Origin of the sequence: Streptomyces sp. NPDC047061, assembly GCF_040643955.1 — a bacterium.
Classification (GTDB): domain Bacteria; phylum Actinomycetota; class Actinomycetes; order Streptomycetales; family Streptomycetaceae; genus Streptomyces.
In genome coordinates, this window is sequence record NZ_JBEYVI010000030.1 from 40,281 (window position 1) to 60,639 (window position 20,359).

Below are 20,359 nucleotides of genomic sequence, written 5' to 3' on the forward strand. Positions count from 1 at the left end.
TGCCGGGCTGCCCGGTCAGTAGTGCGTACGAGCGATTCCGCCAGGAGGACCAATGAACGCACGCCTCAACTACTACGGCAATCCCTTCGCGGGAAAGGTGCTCAAGCACCTCTTCTCGGCCAGCAAGGCACTGTCGGACTCGACACTGCCGGCCACCATTCAGTATCTGGTGGAGGTCCGCGCCAGCCAGATCAACGGCTGCGGCTTCTGCACCGACATGCACACCAAGGAGGCCACCCACGCCGGGGAGACCTCGGTGCGGCTCAATCTGATCGCCGCCTGGCGGGAGGCGACCGTCTTCGACGAGGCCGAGCGCGCCGCGCTGGAGCTGGCCGAACAGGGCACCCGCGTCGCGGACGCGGCCGGTGGTGTCACCGATGAAGCCTGGGCGAACGCCGCCAAGCACTTCGACGAGGACCAACTCGCCGCGCTGACGACCCTCATCGGCATCATCAACGCCTACAACCGCATCAACATCATCACTCAGCAGCCGGCCGGCAGCTACAAGGTCGGCATGTTCGGCTGAGTCGGGGCCGAGCCTTCGGCGCGGGGAGGGAACGGCTTTCAGACGCCGGCCGATCGGGTTCCATCCGGCGGTCTGCCGAGCCGGCTTCCTCCCCGGGGCCCGGTACGGCGTGGACGCGTGTCGACACGCATCAAAGGGATGTCGCCCAGGCAAGCGACATGACGACGTTCGGCCGTGCTTGCCGCAGGACACCAGGCGACGCTCTCGCCTGTGCAGCCGGCCCAAGGGTGGCGGCCGCCGACTCGTTGCACGCACAGCAGGCACCTCACGGCGTTCTCACGGCGTGTCACAGGTGTGAGCCGCGCTTTGTCTTCGTTGTAGAGCAAGTTGTCGTGAGCCCGGAACCGCCGACGCCAGTTCGCCCGTTCCGGGCTCGATCCACGGAGGTTTGACACCATGCACGAAATGCACGGTATGCACTCAGAGGACGGCTTCGGACCCAAGATGCTTGCGGACGTCAAGCCGCCGTTCATCCCCGAGGGTGCCTCGGGGATGACCGTGCTCGTCGAGTGGGCTCCCGGTGACCCCGGGACTCCCCCGCACCGCCACTCGGGGCCGTGTTTCGGCTACGTCCTCGAAGGAGCGGTCCGGTGGGAGCTCGAGGGCGAGCCGGAGCACGTGATCAAGGCAGGTGAGACGTTCTGGGAGCCGGGCGGTGAGGTGATCCACTACCAGAACGGCAACGCCTCGTCGGATGCGCCTGCCAAGTACATCGTGTTCATGATGTGCGCCCCGGGTCAGCCGATGCTCACCCTGGTCGACGACGAGGAACTGGAGAAGCGCGCCCACCTGCGCGCCCCGCGCCCCACCGCCTGACCTCCCGCCTGCACACCGCGGCCGGCTGTCGCGTCACGGGAACCCCGATGGCGCGGCCGAGTCGGCCGTCTCCCGCAGTGCCGCCATGGCCCTGGCCATGGCGACACTGCCATGAAACCGCGGTCCCCGGCCGGCGGGACCACGGCGGACGCGGCGCGCCGCACAGCGCGCGACCGGCCCCGCTCCCCCGTCGAATTCAGCTCAGCACCCGGCCGCCTACGACAACACCGACGGGGCCATGCCATGACCGAACCAACCCGGTTGCCCGATCTGTCCACGACAAGGACTTCATCGGAGAGACCTTCGCCCCGATCTACACCACGACCGTGAGGGTCAGCGGGGCGTTGAGCCTGCGCACGCACGCGTGAGCGTCACTGGGCACCTGCGCGTCGAGAGGCAGCGGGCGCCAGTCCCCACCGCGACGGAGGGCGGCGGCTGTGCAGAACGAGGCGGCCGGTCGACGTGTTCTGCCCGATCGCCGCAGAAGCGCTCAGCACCCCGGCACTCAGTCAGCGGCGGGACGGCTCAGCGCTCATCGACCGGCCCCGGCCACAGCGCCCGCACCGCGTCAGGGACCTCGGCCACAACAGCCCGATCGAGCAGAGCCACTTGGAGGATGTAACCGGGGAGGACGGAGAGCATCGTCGATGCGATCCCCTCGGCCGTCGCGTTCGCAGGCAGGCAGCCGCTTTCCTGGTGGTCACGGACCAAGGCGATCAGATTGGTGCGTATGCGGCCCATGAGTTGGTCGAGCTTGCGCGCCAGAGAGGGGTTGCGCATGGCCTCTCCCCAGACCAGCACCGCGAGGCCGGCCACGTCTTCCTCGACGGACTTGACGCGAATCACGTCGAGCAGTTCCGCCAGGAACGCCCCCATGGACTGGCCCTGCCGGTCCGTGGCGACGGCGAGCGTGATGTCGAGGACATCACGCATGTTCTCCTCGGCGATCGCGAGGATCATCTCGTCCTTGCTGGTGAAGTGCCGATACACCGCGCCCGCGGACAGTCCCGACTCCGCGAACAGGTCCTGCATGGACGTGGAATGGAACCCGTCACGAAGGAAGCAACGACGCGCGGCGTCCAGGATCTGCTCGCGACGGGCGTCCATGTACTGCTGGGTGACCTTGGGCATGAGGCCAGCCTAACAACAAAAACGAACATTCGTGTTGACGTACTCCAAGCCGCAGAGCCAAACTAGGGGCTCAAGAAAAACGACCATTCTTTTTTGAGAGGCCAGGCTGTGAGAAACCCCTTGTCAGGACACCGGGCATGGCGGGAAGTGGCCATTGCGGCCGTGGGGCTGCCCATAGCGATCACTCTGGCGGTGATGGCGTTCGCCTGGCCGGCGGGGCGGATCTCACCGCGCGACGTCCCGGTCGGGATCGTGGGCACGGGGCCCGCCAGCCAGCACGCGGTGGAGGGGCTGACCCGCGAGAAGCCCGGCGCGTTCGACTTCCGCCTCTACCCCGACCAGCAGGCCGCGCGGGCGGCGATCAAGAACCGGGACGTCTACGGCGCCTTCGCCATCTCCGGCCACCGCATCACCGTTCTGAAGGCCACCGCGGCCAGCCCCTCCGTGGCCCAGTTGCTGACCGATGTCGGACAGCAGGTGGCCCAGAGGGCCACCCAGGAGCTGGCCGCCCGGCAGAAAGCCGCCGCACAGAAGGCCGAGGCCGCCGCGCAGAAGGCTGAGGCCGCGGCGCAGAAGGCCGGCGATGCGAAATCCAGGAAGAAGGTCCACGAACAGACAGCCGGCCAGCAGGACGCCGCCCAGTCGAAGGCCGCCGGGCAGGAAGCCGCCGCCGGTTCTGGTTCCTCGGTGCAGGTCCTGGTGAAGGCCGTCGACGTGGTGCCCGTCGCCACAGAGGACCCGCGGGGCGTGGTGTTCAGCTCGTCGGTCTTCCCGCTCACGATCTGCGGCATCCTGATCGGGGCGTTCGTCACAATGGCTCGCGGCCTGGCACGCCCGCGGCACCGGGTGATGACGCTTCTCGTCTCCTGCGGCGTCGCCGCCCTCGGTGTCTATCTGGTGGCTCAGGGATTCCTCGGGGCGCTGCCCCACAACCACGTGGCCACGTGGGCGATCCTGTCGCTCGTCCTGCTCTCCATCAGCGCCACCGCCGCCGGCGTGATCCGGCTCCTCGGGCCGACGGGCCTCGGGCTCAGCGCCGCGCTCATGGTCTTCGTCGGAAACGCCTTCTCGGGCGCCACCTCCGCTCCGGAGATGCTTCCCAAGGGCGTGGACCATGTCGGCCAGTGGCTGCCCCCGGGCGCCGGAGCCAGTCTGCTTCGCGACACCACGTACTTCGACGGAAACGCCGACGCCGGACATCTGGCCGTGCTCGCCCTGTGGAGCGTCTGCGGACTCGCAGCAGTCATGTACGGCCACTGGGCCATCAGGGACGGTCGCGGCGCGCAGACCGATGCGCCGCCCTCCGGGGAGTTGCTGCCGGCCTTGCCGGGGTCCGGCACGGGTTTGCCGGTTCGGCGTCACGCACACGCTCACGCACGTCGCCATGACGGCGACGGCTGATGCGGAGTGCTTCCTGAGCGCGATCAGGCCCTGGCCGGGCGGCAAGTTCAGGCCGGGGCAGGTCGCGGTCCTGGCCGTCTACGCGCGCCTGCGACACATCGAGGGCGCGGCCCGACAGGGCCAAGGGCCGGCTCCCGGCACCAGTAGGACCACCGAGTAGCACACCAGGTACTGAGCCGCGTCGGCTCACGCCGTACCGGAACGGATACCCACCATGCCTGCCCCACAACAGCCCAGGCCGCTCGGCCGGACCGCCCATCCGCAGTCGGCCGATGCCTCTCCAGCCATCGCTGGAGCCTTCACCCTGCTCAGCAGACGCTGGAACGGCCTGATCCTCATGGCACTGGCCAAAGGCCCGGCCGGCTTCGCACAGATCCGGGAGCGCGTCCCCGGCATCAGCAACCGCATGCTCACCCAGCGGCTCCAGGAACTGACCGCGATCGATCTGGTCGCCCAGGACGTCCGGCCGGGGCAGTCCCCGCGGACCCGCTACACGCTCTCTCCGCACGGCAAAGCCTTCCTCGTCCCCCTCGCCGTTCTCTTCCTGTGGGCGGAAGACCACCTTCCAGCGAGCGGCTCACCCTCGGATCAACCGGCCACGCCAGGTCACTGACCGCTCTTTCCCGGTCAGTTGTCGGCTGCCGGGTTCGCAGGCGCACAACGACTTCCGAACGCCACCGTGTGGCCGGCCTGGACTCCGTCATGACGTTCCCGCGTCGCCGCCACCGCCACGTCTCCCTTCGCCGGGTGAGCGGGAGCCGACCTCGCGACGATCGGAGCGTCGCACCGGGCGCCCCCGTCGTCGGCTGTGCGGACGCGCGCCGACACCAGCGCCTTTTATGCCGTTTTACACATATCGTTACTTTCTGGAACCTCCAACCGCCTAAGGAGGGAAGGCGTGTGGAGCGGATGAGGGAGACTGGTGATCTTGGACGTCTACGAGGCAGTCACGAGCCGACGAGCCGTACGCGGATTCATCGACCGGCCCGTCCCCAGGGAGGTCCTCGAGCGGGTACTCTCCGGTGCGGCCTGGGCGCCGTCCGGGTCGAACCTCCAGCCCTGGCGCGTGTACGTGCTGACCGGCCGAGCGCTGGGCAAGCTCAAGGAGCTCGCGGGCGGGCGCGTGACCGCGAGCGACCCCTGGGACGAGCGGGAGTACGAGATGTACCCGCAGACACTGAAGTCCCCGTACCGCGAGCGCCGGTCCGCCTTCGGCGCGGAGCGCTACAGCTCACTCGGTATCGCGCACGAGGACTGGGAGGCCCGGCAGAGAGCCGCCTCCGCCAACTGGCAGTGCTTCGGCGCGCCCGCCGCCCTGTTCTGCTACATCGACCGGGACCTGGGCCGGCCCCAGTGGTCCGACGTGGGCATGTATCTGCAGACCGTGATGCTGCTGCTCCGCGCCGAAGGCCTGCACAGCTGCCCGCAGATGGCGTGGTCCGTCTACCGCAAGTCCGTCGCGGAGGTCCTGTCGCCCCCGGACGACCTCATCCTCTTCTGCGGCATGTCGATCGGATTCGAGGACACCGCAGTACCGTACGCCCGTACGGGCCGAGCTTCGCTCGACGAGACGGTCACGTTCGTCGACGACTAGCTGGCGGTACTGCACGCCACGTACTTCGTGCAGGGCAAGGGTCACATCTCGAAGTACCCCGGCTCCTGCGCCGCATCGCGGTCGAGGGGCACGAGATCGGCAATCACACCTGGAACGACAGGAAGCTGACCGACCTCGACGAGGAAGACGCCCGTCAGGAGCTGGCCCGGACACAGGACGCCATCGAGCGGACCACCGGCGCCAGGCCCGTCCTGATGCGACCGCCGGAGGGTCGCACCAACCGCGAAGTTGCCAAGATCTGCCGGGAGTCGGGGCTGGCGCAGGCGCTGTGGAGCCAGACCCACCGCGACGGCGTCATCCTCCTGCACGACCTGCACAAGGGAACCGTGCCCGCCGTCCCCGGGATCCTCAAGGCACTCGAACAGCGGGGCTACACCATCGTCACCGTGTCGCAACTGCTCGCCCCCGCCGAGCCCCAGCCCGGGATGGTCTACCGGCCCTGAGTCGGCTCGCTCGCTCACCCGCGGTGCCGTCCGGATTCCGGCCGCCGTGCTCGACAGCCCCACAGCAGCCTTGTTCGAATCCGAGAGCGACATCTTCGCCGGCATCGAACAAAGGTGCCAATGGGTGGCTCACTCAACCTCGAAGCCGGCCCCCACGCGAAAAGGGCCCCCGCAGGCTTTCGCCCGCGAAGACCCTTCGCTGCGTCGGGACGACAGGATTTGAACCTGCGACCCCTTGACCCCCAGTCAAGTGCGCTACCAAGCTGCGCCACGTCCCGCTGCGGAGTCACGCGGTGGTTTCCGCGTGATCACGCAGGTCAACACTACCGCACGCGTACGGGTGCTGCGGCCGACCGCTCCGTGACCGGGTCCGCTGCGCGGGTCGCGCGGCGGACCGGGACGAGCAGGGCGGCCCCGGCGGCGGTCAGGCAGAACAGTGCGAGCAGGGCCCAGGCGTGGGTGTAGCCGGAGGCGTACGGCAGTCCGGAGGGCTGGAGCCGGCCGGTGACCAGGACGCTGGTGAGCGCGGCGCCGATGGAGCCGCCGATCGTGCGGATGTTGGCGTTCATGCCGGTCGCGGCGCCGGTCTGCTCGGGCGGGACGCTGCCGACGATGAGGTTGGCCATCGAGGCGAAGGCCAGGCCGATGCCGAGGCCGAACAGTCCCGCGACGACGCCGATCTGCCACTGCTCGTCGTGCCAGAGGGTGAGGAAGCCGCAGGCCAGCGCGCCGAGCGCGGCTCCCGCGGTGAGCTGCACCTTGGCGCCGACGCGGGGTTCCAGGCGGCCGCCGATGACGCCCGAGAGGAACATGGCGATGAGCATCGGCAGCATGAGCAGGCCGGACTCGGTGACGGTCGCGCCGAAGCCGTAGCCGGCCGAGGCGGGGGTCTGGACGAAGCCGGGCAGGAAGGACCAGATCGCGTACATGCCGGCGCCGAAGAGGAGGGCGGCCGTGTTGGTGGTCCAGACGGCGGGCAGCCGCATCACGCGCAGGTCGATCAGCGGGGTGGCGGAGCGGGACTCGGTGAGCAGCCAGACGGCGAACAGGACGACGGCCGTACCGAACAGGCCGAGCACCTTGGCCGAGCCCCAGCCCCACTGCCCGGCCTGGCTCAGCGGCAGCAGCAGCGCCACCAGCCAGGCGGAGAGCAGCCCGGCGCCGAGCCAGCTGACGCCGCCCTCGGCCCGCTTGGGGGACTCGGGAACGTAGCGGGCGGCGATCAGGACGGTCGCGGCGACCACGCCGACCGGGATCCAGAACAGCCAGCGGTAGTCGAGCGCCGAGACGATCGGTCCCGCGGCCACGATGCCGACGCCGCCGCCGGCCGCGATCACCGCGGACAGGTTGCTGATGCTGCCGCTGACCTCGGCCGGGGTGAACTCGTCGCGGATGATGCCGAAGGAGAGCGGGAACAGGGCGCCGCCGATGCCCTGGACGACCCGGGCGATGATCAGGACGCCGATGTTGGGCGCGAGCGCGGCGATCAGGCAGCCGGCCAGGACGGCCAGCAGCACGGCGACGAGGGTGCGCTTCCTGCCGACCAGGTCGCCGACCCGGCCGAGTATCGGGGTGAAGACCGAGGCGGACAGCAGATAGGCCGTCATCACCCAGGTCGCGGTGGACTGGGAGGTGTGCAGGGCGTGCTGGACGGTCGGCAGGGCCGGTGCGACCAGCGACTGGAGCATGGAGAACACGCCGGCACCGGTCGCGAGGACCGCGAAGGTGAGGCGGGTGGACTTCCGGGGCATGAAGGGCCTCTCCGAAATCGGAACGGAGGGAAAGGGAAAGGGTGAGGCTGAGGGAGACATCCGTGAGCGTGCGGGAAGGGGACACCCGGCCGCGTCCGACCATGGCGATACCGCTCCGCACTGCTAAAGTGGAGGTACCCCTCCACTCTACTGGAGGCAACCCTCCGCTTCAACCGAAGTCGAGGAAACCCTCCGGTTCACCCTTGTCACGCGGGAGGCAGCAGTGACGGACAGCCCGTTCCCCGTCAGTGAGATCGTCGCGTCCCGGAGACCGCACCGTAAGGACGCGGCCCGCAACTACGACGCGCTGGTGACGGCCGCCCGCGAGGCGTTCGCCGAGCGCGGCGCCGACGTCTCCCTGGAGGACGTCGCCCGCCGCGCGGGTGTCGGCATCGGCACCCTCTACCGGAACTTCCCCACCCGCCGCGACCTCTTCGAGAGCGTCTACGCGGACGAGGTCAACGCGCTGTGCCGGGCCGCCGTGGAGCTGGCCGAGCTGGAGCCGTGGGAGGCGCTGACGTCGTGGCTGGACCGCTTCACCGGCTACATGGTCACCAAGCGGGCGGTGCGTGAGGCCCTGAACGACGAGTCGGAGATCTTCCAGGCCTGCCGTGACTCGATGTACGCGGCCGGCGGCCCGCTGATGGAGCGGGCCCAGAAGGCGGGCGTGGTCCGCACCGACATGGAGATCGGCGACCTGCTCCGCCTGGTCTCCGGTGTCACGGCGACGGCGTTCGAGGACGACGCCCAGCGCGACCGCGTCCTCGGCATCGCCCTGGACGGGGTGCGCACCGGCCGTTAGCGGGCGCCGGTCCCCCGCCGGAGCCCCTCGCCGGAACGCCCTGCCGGAGCCCCCCGTCGGAGTCCCGCGGCTCAGAGCCGTACGACGATGAGCGCGACGTCGTCCCGGCCGCCGCTGGCGACGCCCAGCCGGGCCAGCACGGTGTCGGCGAGCTCCTCGGTGCCCAGGTGGTTGAACTCGCCGAGGACGTCGGCCAGTTGGCCCAGACCGACATCGATGTCCTGGTCCCGCCGCTCGATGAGCCCGTCGGTGTACAGGACGAGGGTGTCGCCGGGCTTGTACGGCAGGCTCGCCTGCGGGCGCGGGACGTGCTGCGGACGGGCGCCCAGCGGCGGGTCGGTCGCCTGGTCCAGCAGTTCGCAGCTGCCGTCGGGGTGGATGAGCATCGGCGGCGGATGGCCCGCACTGCTGTAGGTGATCAGACGGCTGCGCATGTCGACGACCGCCTTGACCGCGGTGGTGCCCAGCGCCCCCTCGACGGACCTGGCGTACAGACCGAGTACCTCCAGCGCCTGGGCGGGGCGCTCCAGGGCCCGGATCGCGGCGGACAGCGCGCTGCGGAGCATGCCCATGACGGCCGCCGCCTCCAGTCCGTGGCCGATGACGTCGCCGACCGCGACGGCGAGCCGGTCGGGTGCGATGTCCACGACGTCGTACCAGTCGCCGCAGACGTTGAGGGAGCCGGTGGCGGGCAGGTAGCGCACCGCGATGTCGCGGTGGTGGGCCAGGTCGGGGACGTGGAGCATGGCTTCCTGGAGGATGACGGCGACCTCGCGTTCGCGGGTGTGGGCCTGCCGCAGTTCCTCGTTCAGCCGTTGCAGCTCCCGCGCCCGTGCGTACAGCTCCGCCTCCAGGGCCTGGGTCTCCTGCGGGCGCTCCGCCGCCCGGACGCCCTCGGGGTGGGAGGCCCGGTACTCCTTGACGAACGCGGTGACGTCCTCCACCCGGTGGATGATGTAGTCCACCTGCCCGGCCGCGCCGAGCACGGGGGTGTTCACCGGAGACCACCAGCGCTCTTCGAAGACCCCCGGCCGGCCCATGACGGGGATGTCGTACTTCTGCAGCGCCATCGTGTCGGACCGGCCGGTGGCGAGGACCCGGTGCAGGGAGGCACCGAGGTTCTTGACCCCGTCGGCGTCCGGGTCGGCGGGGTTGTCCGGGAACGCGACGAAGATGTGCCGCCCGAGGAGGTCCTCCCGGGTGCGTCCGGTGGCCGCCAGATAGGCCCGGTTCACATCGACGATGACCAGGTCCGGACCGAGTACCAGGTACGGGCTCGGTGTCGCGGCGAACAGCGCCGTGTGATCAACCCGCGATGCCACCGCTGACGCTCCTTCCCGCCTCAACGGCTTCCTCCTCAATCTACGGTCGGTCCTGCGGCTCTGCCCGGCGTGCGGCGTCGCGGAGCACGGTCGCCGCAGTCCTCGGAGCGCGGTCGCCGCGGTCCTCGCGGACCCCGCGATCCGGCGATCCGGCGCGGCCCGTGCCAGGCTGGGAATCCGGCCGGCGGGGCCGTTCCCGGCACCGGGCGGACCGCGAGGCGATGACGGCCGCCGGGGCCGTGAGTCGACGCTGGGAACGGGTGAGTACGGATGAGCGCGAGCCCCTCGGACGGCCGGGATCCCGGTCCGCCCGGTGCCGGGAACGGCCCCGCCGTCTCCCGCCGGGAGTTCGACGCCCTCTTCGAGGCGGTCCGCGCCTGGGGCCGCTGGACCCCGGCCGACCGCGGCGCCTGGAACCGGGTGACCCCGGAGCGGGTACGACGGGCCACGGGCGCCGTGCGGTCCGGTCGGGTCGTGCCGCTGGGCCTGCCCTGGAACACCGTGCCCGGCCCCGACAACCCCCGGCCCGCCCTGCACCACATGACCGATCTCGGTGACGTGGAGCGCCCGGAGCCCGCCACCCACAAGGACTTCATCGCCGCCGACTACCACGGCAAGGCCGTCACCCACCTCGACGCCCTGTGCCATGTCTCCTACCGGGGGCTGCTGTACGACGGCCGGACGGCGAAGGACGTCGTCGGCGCCGCGGGGGCCCGCTTCGGAGCGGTGTCGGCGCTCGGCCCCCTCGTCACCCGGGGCGTGCTCCTCGACCTCCCCGCCGTCCTGGGGATCCGCTGGCTGGAGCCGGGGCTGGCGGTGCACGCGGCGGACGTACTCGCCGCGGAAGAGGCACTCGGCGTGCGGATCGGCGACGGCGACGCGGTACTCCTGCGCTCCGGGCAGCCCCGCCGCCGCGCGGACCTCGGTGCCTGGGACCCGGGCACGGCCTCCGCGGGCCTCCACGTGGACGCCGTACCGCTGCTGGCCGAGCGCGGCATCGCGCTGCTCGGCGGTGACGGCGACAGTGACGTACGGCCCTCCCCCGTGGACGGTGTGCACTCACCCGTCCACGCCCTGGTCGTGGCCGCGATGGGGGTGCCGCTGCTGGACAACCTCGATCTGGAGGCCCTGTCGGACGCGACGGCCCGGGCGGGGCGGCACGAGTTCCTGCTCGTCGTGGCGCCGCTGAACATCCCGGGCGGCACGGGCTCGCCGGTCAACCCGGTCGCCGTGCTGTGACCCCGGATGCCCAGTGCTCAATGTTACGAATTTGGCATATGTATCACCATTTCGGGGGAAATGACTTAGAAGAAACGAACTCTGCAGGCGCGAGTGAGGCGAAGCGTGGTTCGGGGCGGTGGGAAAGCGATACCGACGGGGCATGCGCCGGACGGCAAAGGGCCCGCCCGCTCGCGTGAGCGCTTCCTGCAGGGCGAGGCGGTCGCAGCCGGCGTGCGCGCCCCCATCTCGAACTCGTGGCAGCGCTGCCGGGCCCTGGGCCTCTCCCCCGACCAGCCCGGACTTCCCTTCCGGGACGACTTCGAGCGGGACGCCCGGATCGTCCGCGCGGCCGTGCCGGTGCTCGACCGGCTGCAGTCCTGGTTCGCCGGCAGCAGGATGAACATCTCCGTGGCCGATGCGAACGGGACCGTCCTGCTGCGCCGTTTCGGGGAGACGTCGCTGGCCGGCAGCCTCCCGGCGTTCCAGCGCGTCCCCGGGTTCGTGTTCGCCGAGCGGTACGCCGGCACCAACGGGATCGGGCTCGCCCTGGCGGAGCGGCAACTCGTCCAGGTGTACGGCGCCGAGCACTTCGCCGAGCGCGCGCAGGGCAACGCCTGCCGGGCACTGCCCGTCCGTGACCCGATCAGCGGCCGTATCGAGGGCGTCCTGTGCCTCGGCTACCCGCGCAGCGCCGAGGACCCGGCGCTGGCCACCGTGATACGCCGGGCGGCCCACGCCATCGAGAAGCGGCTGCTCGGACAGAGCTCCGAACGCGAGCGCGCCCTGCTCCGCGCCTACCTCGACACCGGCGCCGAGACCGCCGAGCCCCACCACAGCGTCGGGGTCGGCGAACTGACCCTCGGGATGCGCCCCGGCGACCGGGCGATCCTGATGGAGAAGGCCGCGGAGCTGATCTCCTGCGCACAGCGGGCCGCGGTCCGCGTGAAGCTCTCCGACGGCCGGCGGGTCACGCTGGTGAGCCGCCCGATGACGACCGCCACCGGGGTGGAGGGCTTCGTCACCGAGGCCATCCTGTCCGGCCCCGCCCGGCACGAGCCCCTCCTCGTCCCACAGCCTGCCGAGCAGCCGCCGCGCCCCACCTTCCTGCTCGCCGAGTCCACCCGCGACACCACCGTGCCCGCCGAACCCGCCGCGGCCGTCGAACCCGCCGCTCCCGAGGCCGACGCGACGTCCCCCCTCCCCGCGGTCCCCGCCGTCCCGCCGACCGCGGCCTTCCCCCTCACCGCGGTGCCCGGCCCGCTCCCCGGCACCGCGGCGCCGGGCCTCGTACCCCTGCGAGCCGACGCGCACGGTGCCGACGCGTCGGCGGGCGGTCCGAGGGGTGTGCCGGGCCGGGGCGACCGCACGGGAGGCGGACCCGGCGGCACGACCAGCAGCACGACCGGCGGCAGCCGCGGTTCGCCGCCCCCGGCCAGGGGGCTGGTGCTGGTGGGAGAGCCGCACGTGGGGCGGTACGCCCTAGCGGCCCGCCGCCGTCTGGAGCTGCTGACCGACGCCAGCACCCGCATCGGGACCACCCTGGACGTGCGCCGTACCGCCGAGGAACTCGCCGAGACGGCGGTGCCACGGCTCGCCGACTACGTCACGATCGACCTGCCCGAGGCCGTACTGCGGGGCGAGGAGGCCGCCGATCCCTTCTCCGACCTGTACCGCACGGTGGTCCACGGCATCGACGACGACTGTCCGTTCCACCCGGTCGGCAAACGTATCGACTACAACCCGGCCACCCCGCACCTGCGCTGCCTGACCAGCGGGCAGGCGGTGCTGGAACCGGACCTGCGGACCGCCGTGGGCTGGCGCGCCCACGACCCGGAGCGCTCCGACGTGATGCTGACCCACGTCCGCTCGCTCATCGCCGTCCCCCTCGTGGCCCGCGGCGTCGTCCTCGGCGTGGCCGCGTTCTACCGTGGGCGGCATCCCGCACCCTTCGACGACGACGACCGTTCACTCGTCCAGGAACTCGCCGGCCGCGCGGCCCTGTCCATCGACAACGCCCGGCGCTACACGCGGGAGCGCAGCATGGTCCTGGCGCTGCAGCGCAGCCTGCTCCCGCAGGGGCTGCCGGACCAGGACGCCGTCGACGTGGCGCACCGCTACCTGCCCGCGGAGTCCGACGTGGCCGGGGACTGGTACGACGTCATCCCGCTCTCCGGCACCCGGGTCGGCCTGCTGGTCGGGGACGTCGTGGGCCACGGCATGCTCTCGGCCGCCACCATGGGACGGCTGCGCACCGCCGCACGCAGCTACGCCGAACTCGACTTCTCCCCGGACGAGGTCCTCACCCACCTCGACAACCTGGTGGGACGCCTCGACCGGGAGGCCCCCGCATCGAGCGAGGCGGGCATCTTCGGCGCGACCTGCCTGTACGCCATCTACGACCCGACCACGCAGCAGTGCACCATGGCCCGCGCCGGCCATCCGCCGCCCGCGCTCGTCCACCCCGACGGCGCGGTCTCCTTCCCCGACCTGCCCGCCGGTCCCCCGCTGGGCCTCGGCGGCCTGCCCTTCGAAGCCGTCGACATCGACCTCCCCGAGGACAGCCGGCTGGTCCTCTACACCGACGGGCTCATCGAGAGCCGCAACCGTGACGCCGACCTGGTCCTCGACCGGTTGCGCGCCGCCCTCGCCCACCCGGGCCGGACGCCCGACGAGATCTGCGAGACGGTCCTGGACACCGTGGCGCCGGTGCACCCCCGTGACGACATCGCCCTGCTCGTCGCCCGTACCCACGCCCTGCCCCCGGATCGGATCGCCACCTGGGACCTGCCCGCCGACCCCTCCCTCGTCAGCGAGGTCCGCTCGTCGGCGCTGCGCCGGCTGGCCGACTGGGGACTGGAGGAGGCCGGGTTCGCCGCGGAGCTGGTGCTGAGCGAGCTGGTCACCAACGCCATCCGGCACGGCTCCGGTCCCGTCCGGGTCCGACTGCTGAACGGCCGCACCCTGATCTGCGAGGTCTCCGACTGCAGCAACACCGCCCCGCACCTGCGCCGGGCGGCCACCACCGACGAGGGCGGCCGCGGCCTGTTCCTGGTGGCCCAGCTGGCGCGGAGCTGGGGCACCCGCTACATCCGGCAGGGCAAGGTCATCTGGGCCGAGTGCGGGCCCGACGCCGCCTGAGGCCGGGGACACGGCTGACCCGTTGGTGTCATCGCGGGCGTCGAATCCGTGGTCGCGCGGGCGTCGAATCCGAAAAGGGATGACTTGTCGCACTAATATCGCGGCGAGAGTCGGGAAGAAACCGCCAGGCCGACCCCCGGAGATGTCCGTGCACGACCCTCCCGACACCCCCGAGCAGGTGGTCACGGCCTCCGGAACCCTCGGAGCCGACCCCTTGGTACGGATCCGCGGGCTCGCCAAGCGGTTCGGCGGGACCCGCGCGCTGGACGGGGTCGACCTCGACGTCCGGGCGGGCAGCGTCCTCGCCCTCCTCGGCCCCAACGGTGCCGGGAAGTCGACGCTCATCAAGGTGCTCGCGGGGGTCCACCACGCCGACGCGGGCTCGGTCACGGTGGCCGGGCACCCGCTCGGCAGTCACGCCGCCGCCCGCAGCATGTCCTTCATCCACCAGGACCTCGGGCTCGTGGAGTGGATGACCGTCGCCGAGAACATCGCCCTGACCGCCGGTTATCCGCGCCGCGGGGGACTGATCTCCTGGCGGCGGACCCGGGAGCGCTGCGCCGCGGCCCTGGAGACGGTCGCCGCGCACCTCCATCCGGAGACGCCGGTCGCCCGGCTCGGTCCCGCCGAGCGTTCGCTGGTCGCCGTCGGCCGGGCCCTCGCGGCCGACGCGCGGCTCCTCGTGCTCGACGAGCCGACCGCCCGCCTGCCCGCCGCGGACTGCGCCCGGCTCTTCCGGGTGCTGCACAGCCTGCGCGACCGGGGCCACGGCATTCTCTATGTCACCCACCGCATGGACGAGGTGTACCAGGTGGCCGACACCTTCGCCGTGCTGCGCGACGGCAGGCTCGTCAGCCAGGGCCCGCTGGCGGGCCACAGCCCCGCCCTGCTGGTCCATGACATCGTCGGCGCGGAACCACCGGGCCGCCCGTTCCCCGTGACCGCCCCCGCGGGCGGCCCGGCCGTCCTGGCACTGGACGGGATCCGGACCGCCGGCACGGCGCCGGTCACCCTGGAGCTGAGGGCCGGGGAGGCGCTGGGCCTGGTCGGTCTCTCGGGCGCCGGGCACCTGGAGCTGGGCCGCGCGCTGGCCGGCGCCCGGCCCCTCCTCGGCGGCCGGGCCCTCCTGGCAGGCCGGCCCTACCGGCCCCGTACGGTCACCGACGCCGTCGCCGCCGGGGTCGGCCTCGTACCCGGGGACAGACAGCGGGAGGGCTGTGCCATGGGGCTGACCGTGCGCGAGAACCTGCTGGCCAATCCCCGGGCGGGCGGTCCGCGCGCGCAGCGCTGGATCGGCCCGCGCCGCGAGCGGGCCCGGGCCGCGGAGCTGATCGAACGGTTCGCGGTGCGTCCCCGCGACGGCGAGGCCCCCCTCGCCGCCCTGTCCGGCGGCAACCAGCAGAAGGTCCTGATCGGCCGGTGGCTCAGGGCGGACCTGCGCCTGCTGATCCTGGAGGAGCCGACCGCGAGCGTGGACGTCGGCGCCAGGGCCGCGGTCCACCGTCTGCTCGACGAGGCGCTGGCCGGCGGTCTCGCGGTGCTGCTCGTCTCGACCGACTTCGAGGAGGTGGCGGGCGTGTGCCGGCGCGCCCTGGTGTTCGTCCGCGGCCGGGTGGCGGCCGAGCTGAGCGGTGCGGACCTCACGGTCACGGCGCTCGCCCGGGCGGCGTCGGCCCTGCCGGCCCCCGGAACGACCACGGAATCATGACGGCAGCGCCCCCGCCCGCCCCGCCCCGTTCCCGGCCGCCGCGGCGGCGTCCGGCGGCCGGGCACCTCGCGGGCGCCTACGGCCTGCTGGGCCTCACCGCACTGCTGGTCCTGGTCTTCTCCCTCACGCTGCCGCGCACGTTCCCCACCCGGGACACCGTCGACGCGATCCTGTCCAACCAGTCGATCCCGGCCGTTCTCGCGCTCGCCGCCATGGTCCCCGTCGTGACCGGCTCCTTCGATCTCTCCCTCGGCTACGGTCTCGGCCTGGCCCACGTCATGGTGCTGCAGCTCGTCGTCCACGCCGGATGGCCCTGGCCCTGGGCCTGCCTCGTGGTGATCGCGGGCGGCGGGGTGGTGGGCGTCCTCAACGGCGTGGTCGTCGAGTTCGGCCGGATCGACTCCTTCATCGCCACCCTCGGCACCGGCAGCATGCTGTACGCCGTGACCGGCTGGGTCACCGGCGGCGGCAGGATCGTCCCGGGCCCGCAGGGCCTGCCGGCCGCCTTCACCGACCTCTACGACGCCACGCTCCTCGGCCTGCCACTGCCCGCGTTCTACGTCCTCGCGCTCGCCGTCGTCCTCTGGGTGGTACTGGAGCGGCTGCCGCTCGGCCGGTTCCTCTACGTCATCGGGGCCAATCCGCGCGCCGCCGAACTGGTCGGCATCCCGATCCGCAGGTACACCCTCTACGCGTTCGCCGCGTCGGGGCTGATCGTCGGCTTTGCCGGGGTGCTGCTGGCGGCCCAGCAGCAGATCGGCAACCCCAGCGTCGGCCTCGACTATCTGCTGCCCGCGTTCGTCGGGGCCCTCCTCGGCTCCACCGCGATCAGACCGGGCCGTCCCAACGCCCTGGGCACGCTCGTCGCCGTCGCCGTGCTCGCCGTCGGCCTCACCGGCATCGGACAGCTCGGCGCCGCGTTCTGGACGGTCCCCCTGTTCTACGGCGGCACACTGCTGCTCGCCGTCGGTCTGGCCGGCTACTCCGCCCGCCGACTGCGCACCGGGGCCGACGCGGCCCGCGACGCACCGCCCGCCGTGCCACGGCCGCCTACGGGGTCCGGCGGCGGAACCGCGGACACCGGGCCATGACCCACGCCGACGGCTCCGCCCCCCGCACCGCCCCCCGCTCCGGCCCCCGCCACGCCCTGCCGCCCGTGCCTCCGCGAGGGGCTGCCGTGCGCCGTGCCCGCGAGGTCCCCGCCTCCCGGACCGGCCGGGCCAGGTCCCTCTGCCTCGCGTTGCTGGCGGCGGGCGTCACGGCCCTGACCGGCTGCCAGCGCGGCTCGTCGGACAACCCCCCGCCCGTCGCCACCGGCCCGGGCGGCTGTCCCGTCGTCCAGGCCGGGGCCCGGGCCGCCGTCGCACGGGCGGAGCGGTCCGACACCGCCTGGAACGGACCGACCACCGGCCCCGCGGCGGTGTCCGGCAGGACGATCGTCTTCGTGGCGCAGACCATGACCAACCCCGGGGTCGCGGGCGTCGCGAACGGCCTGCGGGAGGCCGCGCGCGTCATCGGCTGGCAGGTCCGGGTGATCGACGGCGGCGGCAGCCCGGCGGGCATCCAGGCGGCCATGGGCGAGGCGGTGGCCCTGCGGCCCTCGGGCATCGTGATCGGGGGTTTCGACCCCGGCTCGACGTCCCAGCAGGTCGCCGCGGCCGGTCGGGCCGGCATCCCGCTCGTCGGCTGGCACGCGGTCGCCGCGCCCGGCCCGAGCAGACGGCCCCCGCTCTTCACCAACGTCACCACCCGGGTCGAGGACGTCGCCGGCATCAGCGCGCAGTGGATCATCGCGCACTCCGGCGGCCGGGCCGGGGTCGTCCTGTTCACCGACGCCTCGGTCCCCTTCGCGAAGCGGAAGTCCGACCTGATCAGAGCGAAGCTCGCCACCTGCGCCGGGGTACGGCTGCTCGCGTACGAGAACATCCCGATCCCCGACGCGAGCAGCCGCACCCCGCGCGAGGTCGCCTCCCTGCTCGCCCGGTTCCCGGACACGTGGACCCACTCCGTCGCCATCAACGACCTGTACTTCGCCGACGCCGCCCCCGCCTTCCGCGCGGCAGGCCGGAAGGGGACGGGCCCGCCCTTCAACATCGGTGCCGGGGACGGGGACCCGTCCGCCTTCCAGCGCATCGACAGCGGGCAGTACCAGTCCGCCACCGTTCCCGAGCCGCTGTCGCAGCAGGGCTGGCAGATCGTCGACGAGTTCAACCGCGCCTTCTCCGGCCGTCCCGCCAGCGGCTACGTCGCCCCCACCCACGTCTCGACAGCCGCCAACAGCGCCGGAGCCATGTCCTGGGACCCCCCGGGCTACCGGGAGGCCTACCGGAGGATCTGGGACGGGTGAGCCATCGCCGGCCCGCGCCCGGCCGTGCCGGTGTCCCGGGGGGCCGGTGTCCCGGGGGCCGGTGGACCACGACGGCCGCCCGGGACCGGACCTGAGCCGCCGCGCGCGGTGTTCAAGGCGGGTCCCCGGCCGCCGGCACGCCACACTTGAGGGAGACGGCCGGCGACAGGGCGGGGAGGCGAGCGTGGTGATCGCCGTCAATCCGACGGACAGCGGCTCGCTGCTCGCCGCCTTCGGTGCGCTGGGCGTCCTGGCGGTGATCTTCGCCGAGTCGGGGCTGCTGGTCGTCGGCTTCTTCCTGCCGGGCGACACGCTGCTCTTCCCGGCCGGTGTGCTGTGCGCGGCGACCGCGGACCGGCCGCCCCGGCTGGAGCTCTGGCAGGTGCTGCTGTGCGCGGCCGTCGGTGCGGTGGCGGGCGGACAGGTCGGCTATCTGATCGGCCGGCACGGCGGGCGGCCGCTGCTGGCCCGTACCTCCCGGCCGCGGGTGCGGGAGGGCGCCGCCCGGGCGGAGCTGCTGCTCGCCCGGTACGGATACGGCAAGGCGCTGGTGATCGGCCGTTTCGTGCCGATGCTCCGGTCGGTGCTGCATCCGGCGGCCGGGGCGCTCGGGGTGCCGGTGCGGCCGTTCACCCTCTGGCAGGCCGTCGGCGGAATCCTCTGGTCGCAGAGCTTCGTCCTCGCCGGGTACGCCCTGGGCTCCTCGGTCTCCCACATCGACCGCTATCTGCTGCCGCTGGTCGGCGCGATCGTCGTCCTGTCCCTGCTGCCGCTGCTGGTCGAGGCCCGCCGGGCCCGCCGCGGCCGCTGACCCCGGCCGGGGCACGGGGGTCGTGGCCGGGGCTCCGGGGCCGCGGCCGGGTCAGTCCGCCGTCGGCAGGACCAGCCGGAACGTGCAGCCCCGGCCGGGTGCCGTGTCGAGTTCGAGGCGGCCGCGATGGCCCTCGGCGATGGTCGCCGCGATGGCCAGGCCGAGGCCGCTGCCGCCGTGGGCGCGGGACCGGGACGGGTCGGCCCGGTAGAAGCGCTCGAAGACGTGCTCGGCGTCGGCCGCGGCGAGGCCGGGACCCTCGTCGGCGACCTCCAGGACGGCCACCGTCGATCCCGGGGGCAGCGGAGCGGAGGCCGCGTAGCGTCCCGGGCGGTTGGTGCCGCCGGCCCGGAAGCCGGCCGTGGTGACGCCGACCCGCACATGTACCGGGGTGTTCGGCGGGGTGTGGGTACGGGCGTTCGACAGCAGGTTCTCCACGATCTGCCGCAGCCGGTGCGGATCGCCGACGGCCGGGACTATGTCCAGCTCCCCGCCGTTCCCGCCGTCGCCGCACAGCGGGCCGAGGTCGGTCGGATGCCCGCTGCCGTGCACGGCGGCGCCGCTCACCGCGTCGGCCGCCACCGACAGCAGGTCGACCGGCTCCGACTGGTACGCCGGTTCCTTGTCGAGGGTGGCGAGCAGTTGCAGGTCGTCGACGAGGAGACCCATGCGCTCGGCGTTCTGCACGATCAGCCGCTGCGCCTCCCGCTCCTCCTCCGCCGAGCGGCGTTCGGGACGCAGCGCGAGCTGGGCGTACCCCTGGATGGAGGTGAGCGGGGTGCGCAGTTCGTGACCGGCGTCGGCGACGAACCGGCGCAGCCGGGCCTCGGATGCCTCGCGCTCCGCCAGCGCCCGCTGGAGCCGGTCCAGCATCGAGTTCAGGACCCGCCCGAGCCGGCCGATCTCGGTGTGCGGGTCGGTGTCGGGCAGCCGCAGGTCCGGCCGGCTCTCGGTGATGTCGGCCGCGGTGCGCTCCATCCGGGTCAGCGGCAGCAGTCCCAGCCGTACCACCGTGCGGCCGAGGGCGAGCAGGGCGGCGATCGTGACGGCCAGCAGCACGCCGTCCAGCCAGAGGAGTTTCGACGTGGCGCCGTCCACCGTGTCGAGCGGCAGGGCGACCACGATCTTCGTGCCGTCGTCGCCGTTGCGCAGGACCACGCGCCAGTGGCCGCCTCCGGAGACGGCGGGGAGGGTGCCGGGCGTGCCCTCCCGCAGGCTCAGGTTCCGGGCGGATCCGGGCAGCTCGGGCCCGGGCTTGTCCTTCGAGCCGAGCGTCGTCTTCATGAGGTGGCTCTTGGCGTCTTGAAGTGCTCTCCCGGCTGAAGCC

16 protein-coding genes, 1 tRNA gene and 1 pseudogene are annotated in these 20,359 nt (G+C 72.6%); 13 read left to right on the forward strand and 5 right to left on the reverse strand.

Going from position 1 to position 20,359, the window contains the following annotated elements; genetic code table 11:
• Positions 1-52 precede the first annotated feature (52 nt).
• Together ABZ887_RS34060 and ABZ887_RS34065 are read left to right on the forward strand one after the other, a co-directional pair.
• Entirely contained in the window at positions 53-526 is a 474-nt protein-coding gene (locus ABZ887_RS34060; RefSeq protein WP_361298010.1) for a carboxymuconolactone decarboxylase family protein, read from the forward strand.
• A gap of 414 nt (positions 527-940) precedes the next feature.
• Positions 941-1,342: a cupin domain-containing protein gene (locus ABZ887_RS34065; protein WP_361298013.1), complete on the forward strand. Its 402-nt coding sequence runs from the start codon at positions 941-943 to the stop codon at positions 1,340-1,342.
• 525 nt (positions 1,343-1,867) lie between these two features.
• Here ABZ887_RS34065 and ABZ887_RS34070 read toward each other — a convergent pair.
• The gene (locus ABZ887_RS34070; RefSeq protein ID WP_361298016.1) at positions 1,868-2,473 is read right to left on the reverse strand and encodes a TetR/AcrR family transcriptional regulator; all 606 of its coding nucleotides are present in this window, start codon (positions 2,471-2,473) and stop codon (positions 1,868-1,870) included.
• Positions 2,474-2,635: 162 nt separating this feature from the next.
• Here ABZ887_RS34070 and ABZ887_RS34075 point away from each other — a divergent pair, with 162 nt between their 5' ends.
• From ABZ887_RS34075 to ABZ887_RS34090, 4 genes and pseudogenes are all read left to right on the forward strand, one after another.
• Positions 2,636-3,874 carry an ABC transporter permease gene (locus tag ABZ887_RS34075; RefSeq protein WP_361298019.1) on the forward strand — a complete coding sequence of 413 codons (1,239 nt, stop codon included), beginning with the start codon at positions 2,636-2,638 and terminating at the stop codon, positions 3,872-3,874.
• A gap of 214 nt (positions 3,875-4,088) precedes the next feature.
• Positions 4,089-4,487, forward strand: a complete 399-nt coding sequence (locus ABZ887_RS34080) for a helix-turn-helix domain-containing protein (protein WP_361298022.1) — start codon at positions 4,089-4,091, stop codon at positions 4,485-4,487.
• A gap of 315 nt (positions 4,488-4,802) precedes the next feature.
• Positions 4,803-5,468: a nitroreductase gene (locus ABZ887_RS34085; RefSeq protein WP_361298298.1), complete on the forward strand. Its 666-nt coding sequence runs from the start codon at positions 4,803-4,805 to the stop codon at positions 5,466-5,468.
• 9 nt (positions 5,469-5,477) lie between these two features.
• Positions 5,478-5,932 (forward strand): annotated as a pseudogene (locus ABZ887_RS34090) (polysaccharide deacetylase family protein); the annotation flags it as partial.
• Between the two features lie 204 nt (positions 5,933-6,136).
• Here the strand turns inward: ABZ887_RS34090 and ABZ887_RS34095 are convergent.
• A tRNA-Pro gene (locus tag ABZ887_RS34095) sits at positions 6,137-6,210 on the reverse strand.
• 45 nt (positions 6,211-6,255) lie between these two features.
• On the reverse strand, positions 6,256-7,683 hold the full coding sequence (locus ABZ887_RS34100; protein ID WP_361298025.1) for an MFS transporter: 1,428 nt from the start codon (positions 7,681-7,683) through the stop codon (positions 6,256-6,258).
• A gap of 223 nt (positions 7,684-7,906) precedes the next feature.
• On the opposite strand from ABZ887_RS34100, the gene ABZ887_RS34105 reads away from it, so the two are divergent.
• Complete coding sequence (locus ABZ887_RS34105; protein WP_361298028.1) at positions 7,907-8,485, forward strand: helix-turn-helix domain-containing protein; 579 nt, start codon at positions 7,907-7,909, stop codon at positions 8,483-8,485.
• 71 nt (positions 8,486-8,556) lie between these two features.
• On the opposite strand, the gene ABZ887_RS34110 is transcribed toward ABZ887_RS34105, so the two are convergent.
• Complete coding sequence (locus ABZ887_RS34110) at positions 8,557-9,807, reverse strand: SpoIIE family protein phosphatase (RefSeq protein WP_361298031.1); 1,251 nt, start codon at positions 9,805-9,807, stop codon at positions 8,557-8,559.
• Between the two features lie 270 nt (positions 9,808-10,077).
• On the opposite strand from ABZ887_RS34110, the gene ABZ887_RS34115 reads away from it, so the two are divergent.
• From ABZ887_RS34115 to ABZ887_RS34140, 6 genes are all read left to right on the forward strand, one after another.
• Positions 10,078-11,046 carry a cyclase family protein gene (locus ABZ887_RS34115; protein WP_361298034.1) on the forward strand — a complete coding sequence of 323 codons (969 nt, stop codon included), beginning with the start codon at positions 10,078-10,080 and terminating at the stop codon, positions 11,044-11,046.
• A gap of 105 nt (positions 11,047-11,151) precedes the next feature.
• The gene (locus tag ABZ887_RS34120) at positions 11,152-14,166 is read left to right on the forward strand and encodes a SpoIIE family protein phosphatase (RefSeq protein ID WP_361298037.1); all 3,015 of its coding nucleotides are present in this window, start codon (positions 11,152-11,154) and stop codon (positions 14,164-14,166) included.
• Between the two features lie 142 nt (positions 14,167-14,308).
• Positions 14,309-15,874 carry a sugar ABC transporter ATP-binding protein gene (locus tag ABZ887_RS34125; RefSeq protein ID WP_361298040.1) on the forward strand — a complete coding sequence of 522 codons (1,566 nt, stop codon included), beginning with the start codon at positions 14,309-14,311 and terminating at the stop codon, positions 15,872-15,874.
• Complete coding sequence (locus ABZ887_RS34130) at positions 15,871-16,965, forward strand: ABC transporter permease (RefSeq protein WP_361298043.1); 1,095 nt, start codon at positions 15,871-15,873, stop codon at positions 16,963-16,965. The genes ABZ887_RS34125 and ABZ887_RS34130 overlap by 4 nt, the downstream gene beginning before the upstream one ends.
• The gene (locus ABZ887_RS34135; protein ID WP_361298046.1) at positions 16,962-18,221 is read left to right on the forward strand and encodes a substrate-binding domain-containing protein; all 1,260 of its coding nucleotides are present in this window, start codon (positions 16,962-16,964) and stop codon (positions 18,219-18,221) included. Before ABZ887_RS34130 ends, ABZ887_RS34135 begins: the two co-directional genes overlap by 4 nt.
• Before the next feature lie 187 nt (positions 18,222-18,408).
• Positions 18,409-19,032, forward strand: a complete 624-nt coding sequence (locus tag ABZ887_RS34140; protein WP_361298301.1) for a DedA family protein — start codon at positions 18,409-18,411, stop codon at positions 19,030-19,032.
• Positions 19,033-19,083: 51 nt separating this feature from the next.
• Here ABZ887_RS34140 and ABZ887_RS34145 read toward each other — a convergent pair whose 3' ends face one another.
• The gene (locus ABZ887_RS34145) at positions 19,084-20,316 is read right to left on the reverse strand and encodes a HAMP domain-containing sensor histidine kinase (protein ID WP_361298049.1); all 1,233 of its coding nucleotides are present in this window, start codon (positions 20,314-20,316) and stop codon (positions 19,084-19,086) included.
• Positions 20,317-20,359: the final 43 nt, after the last annotated feature.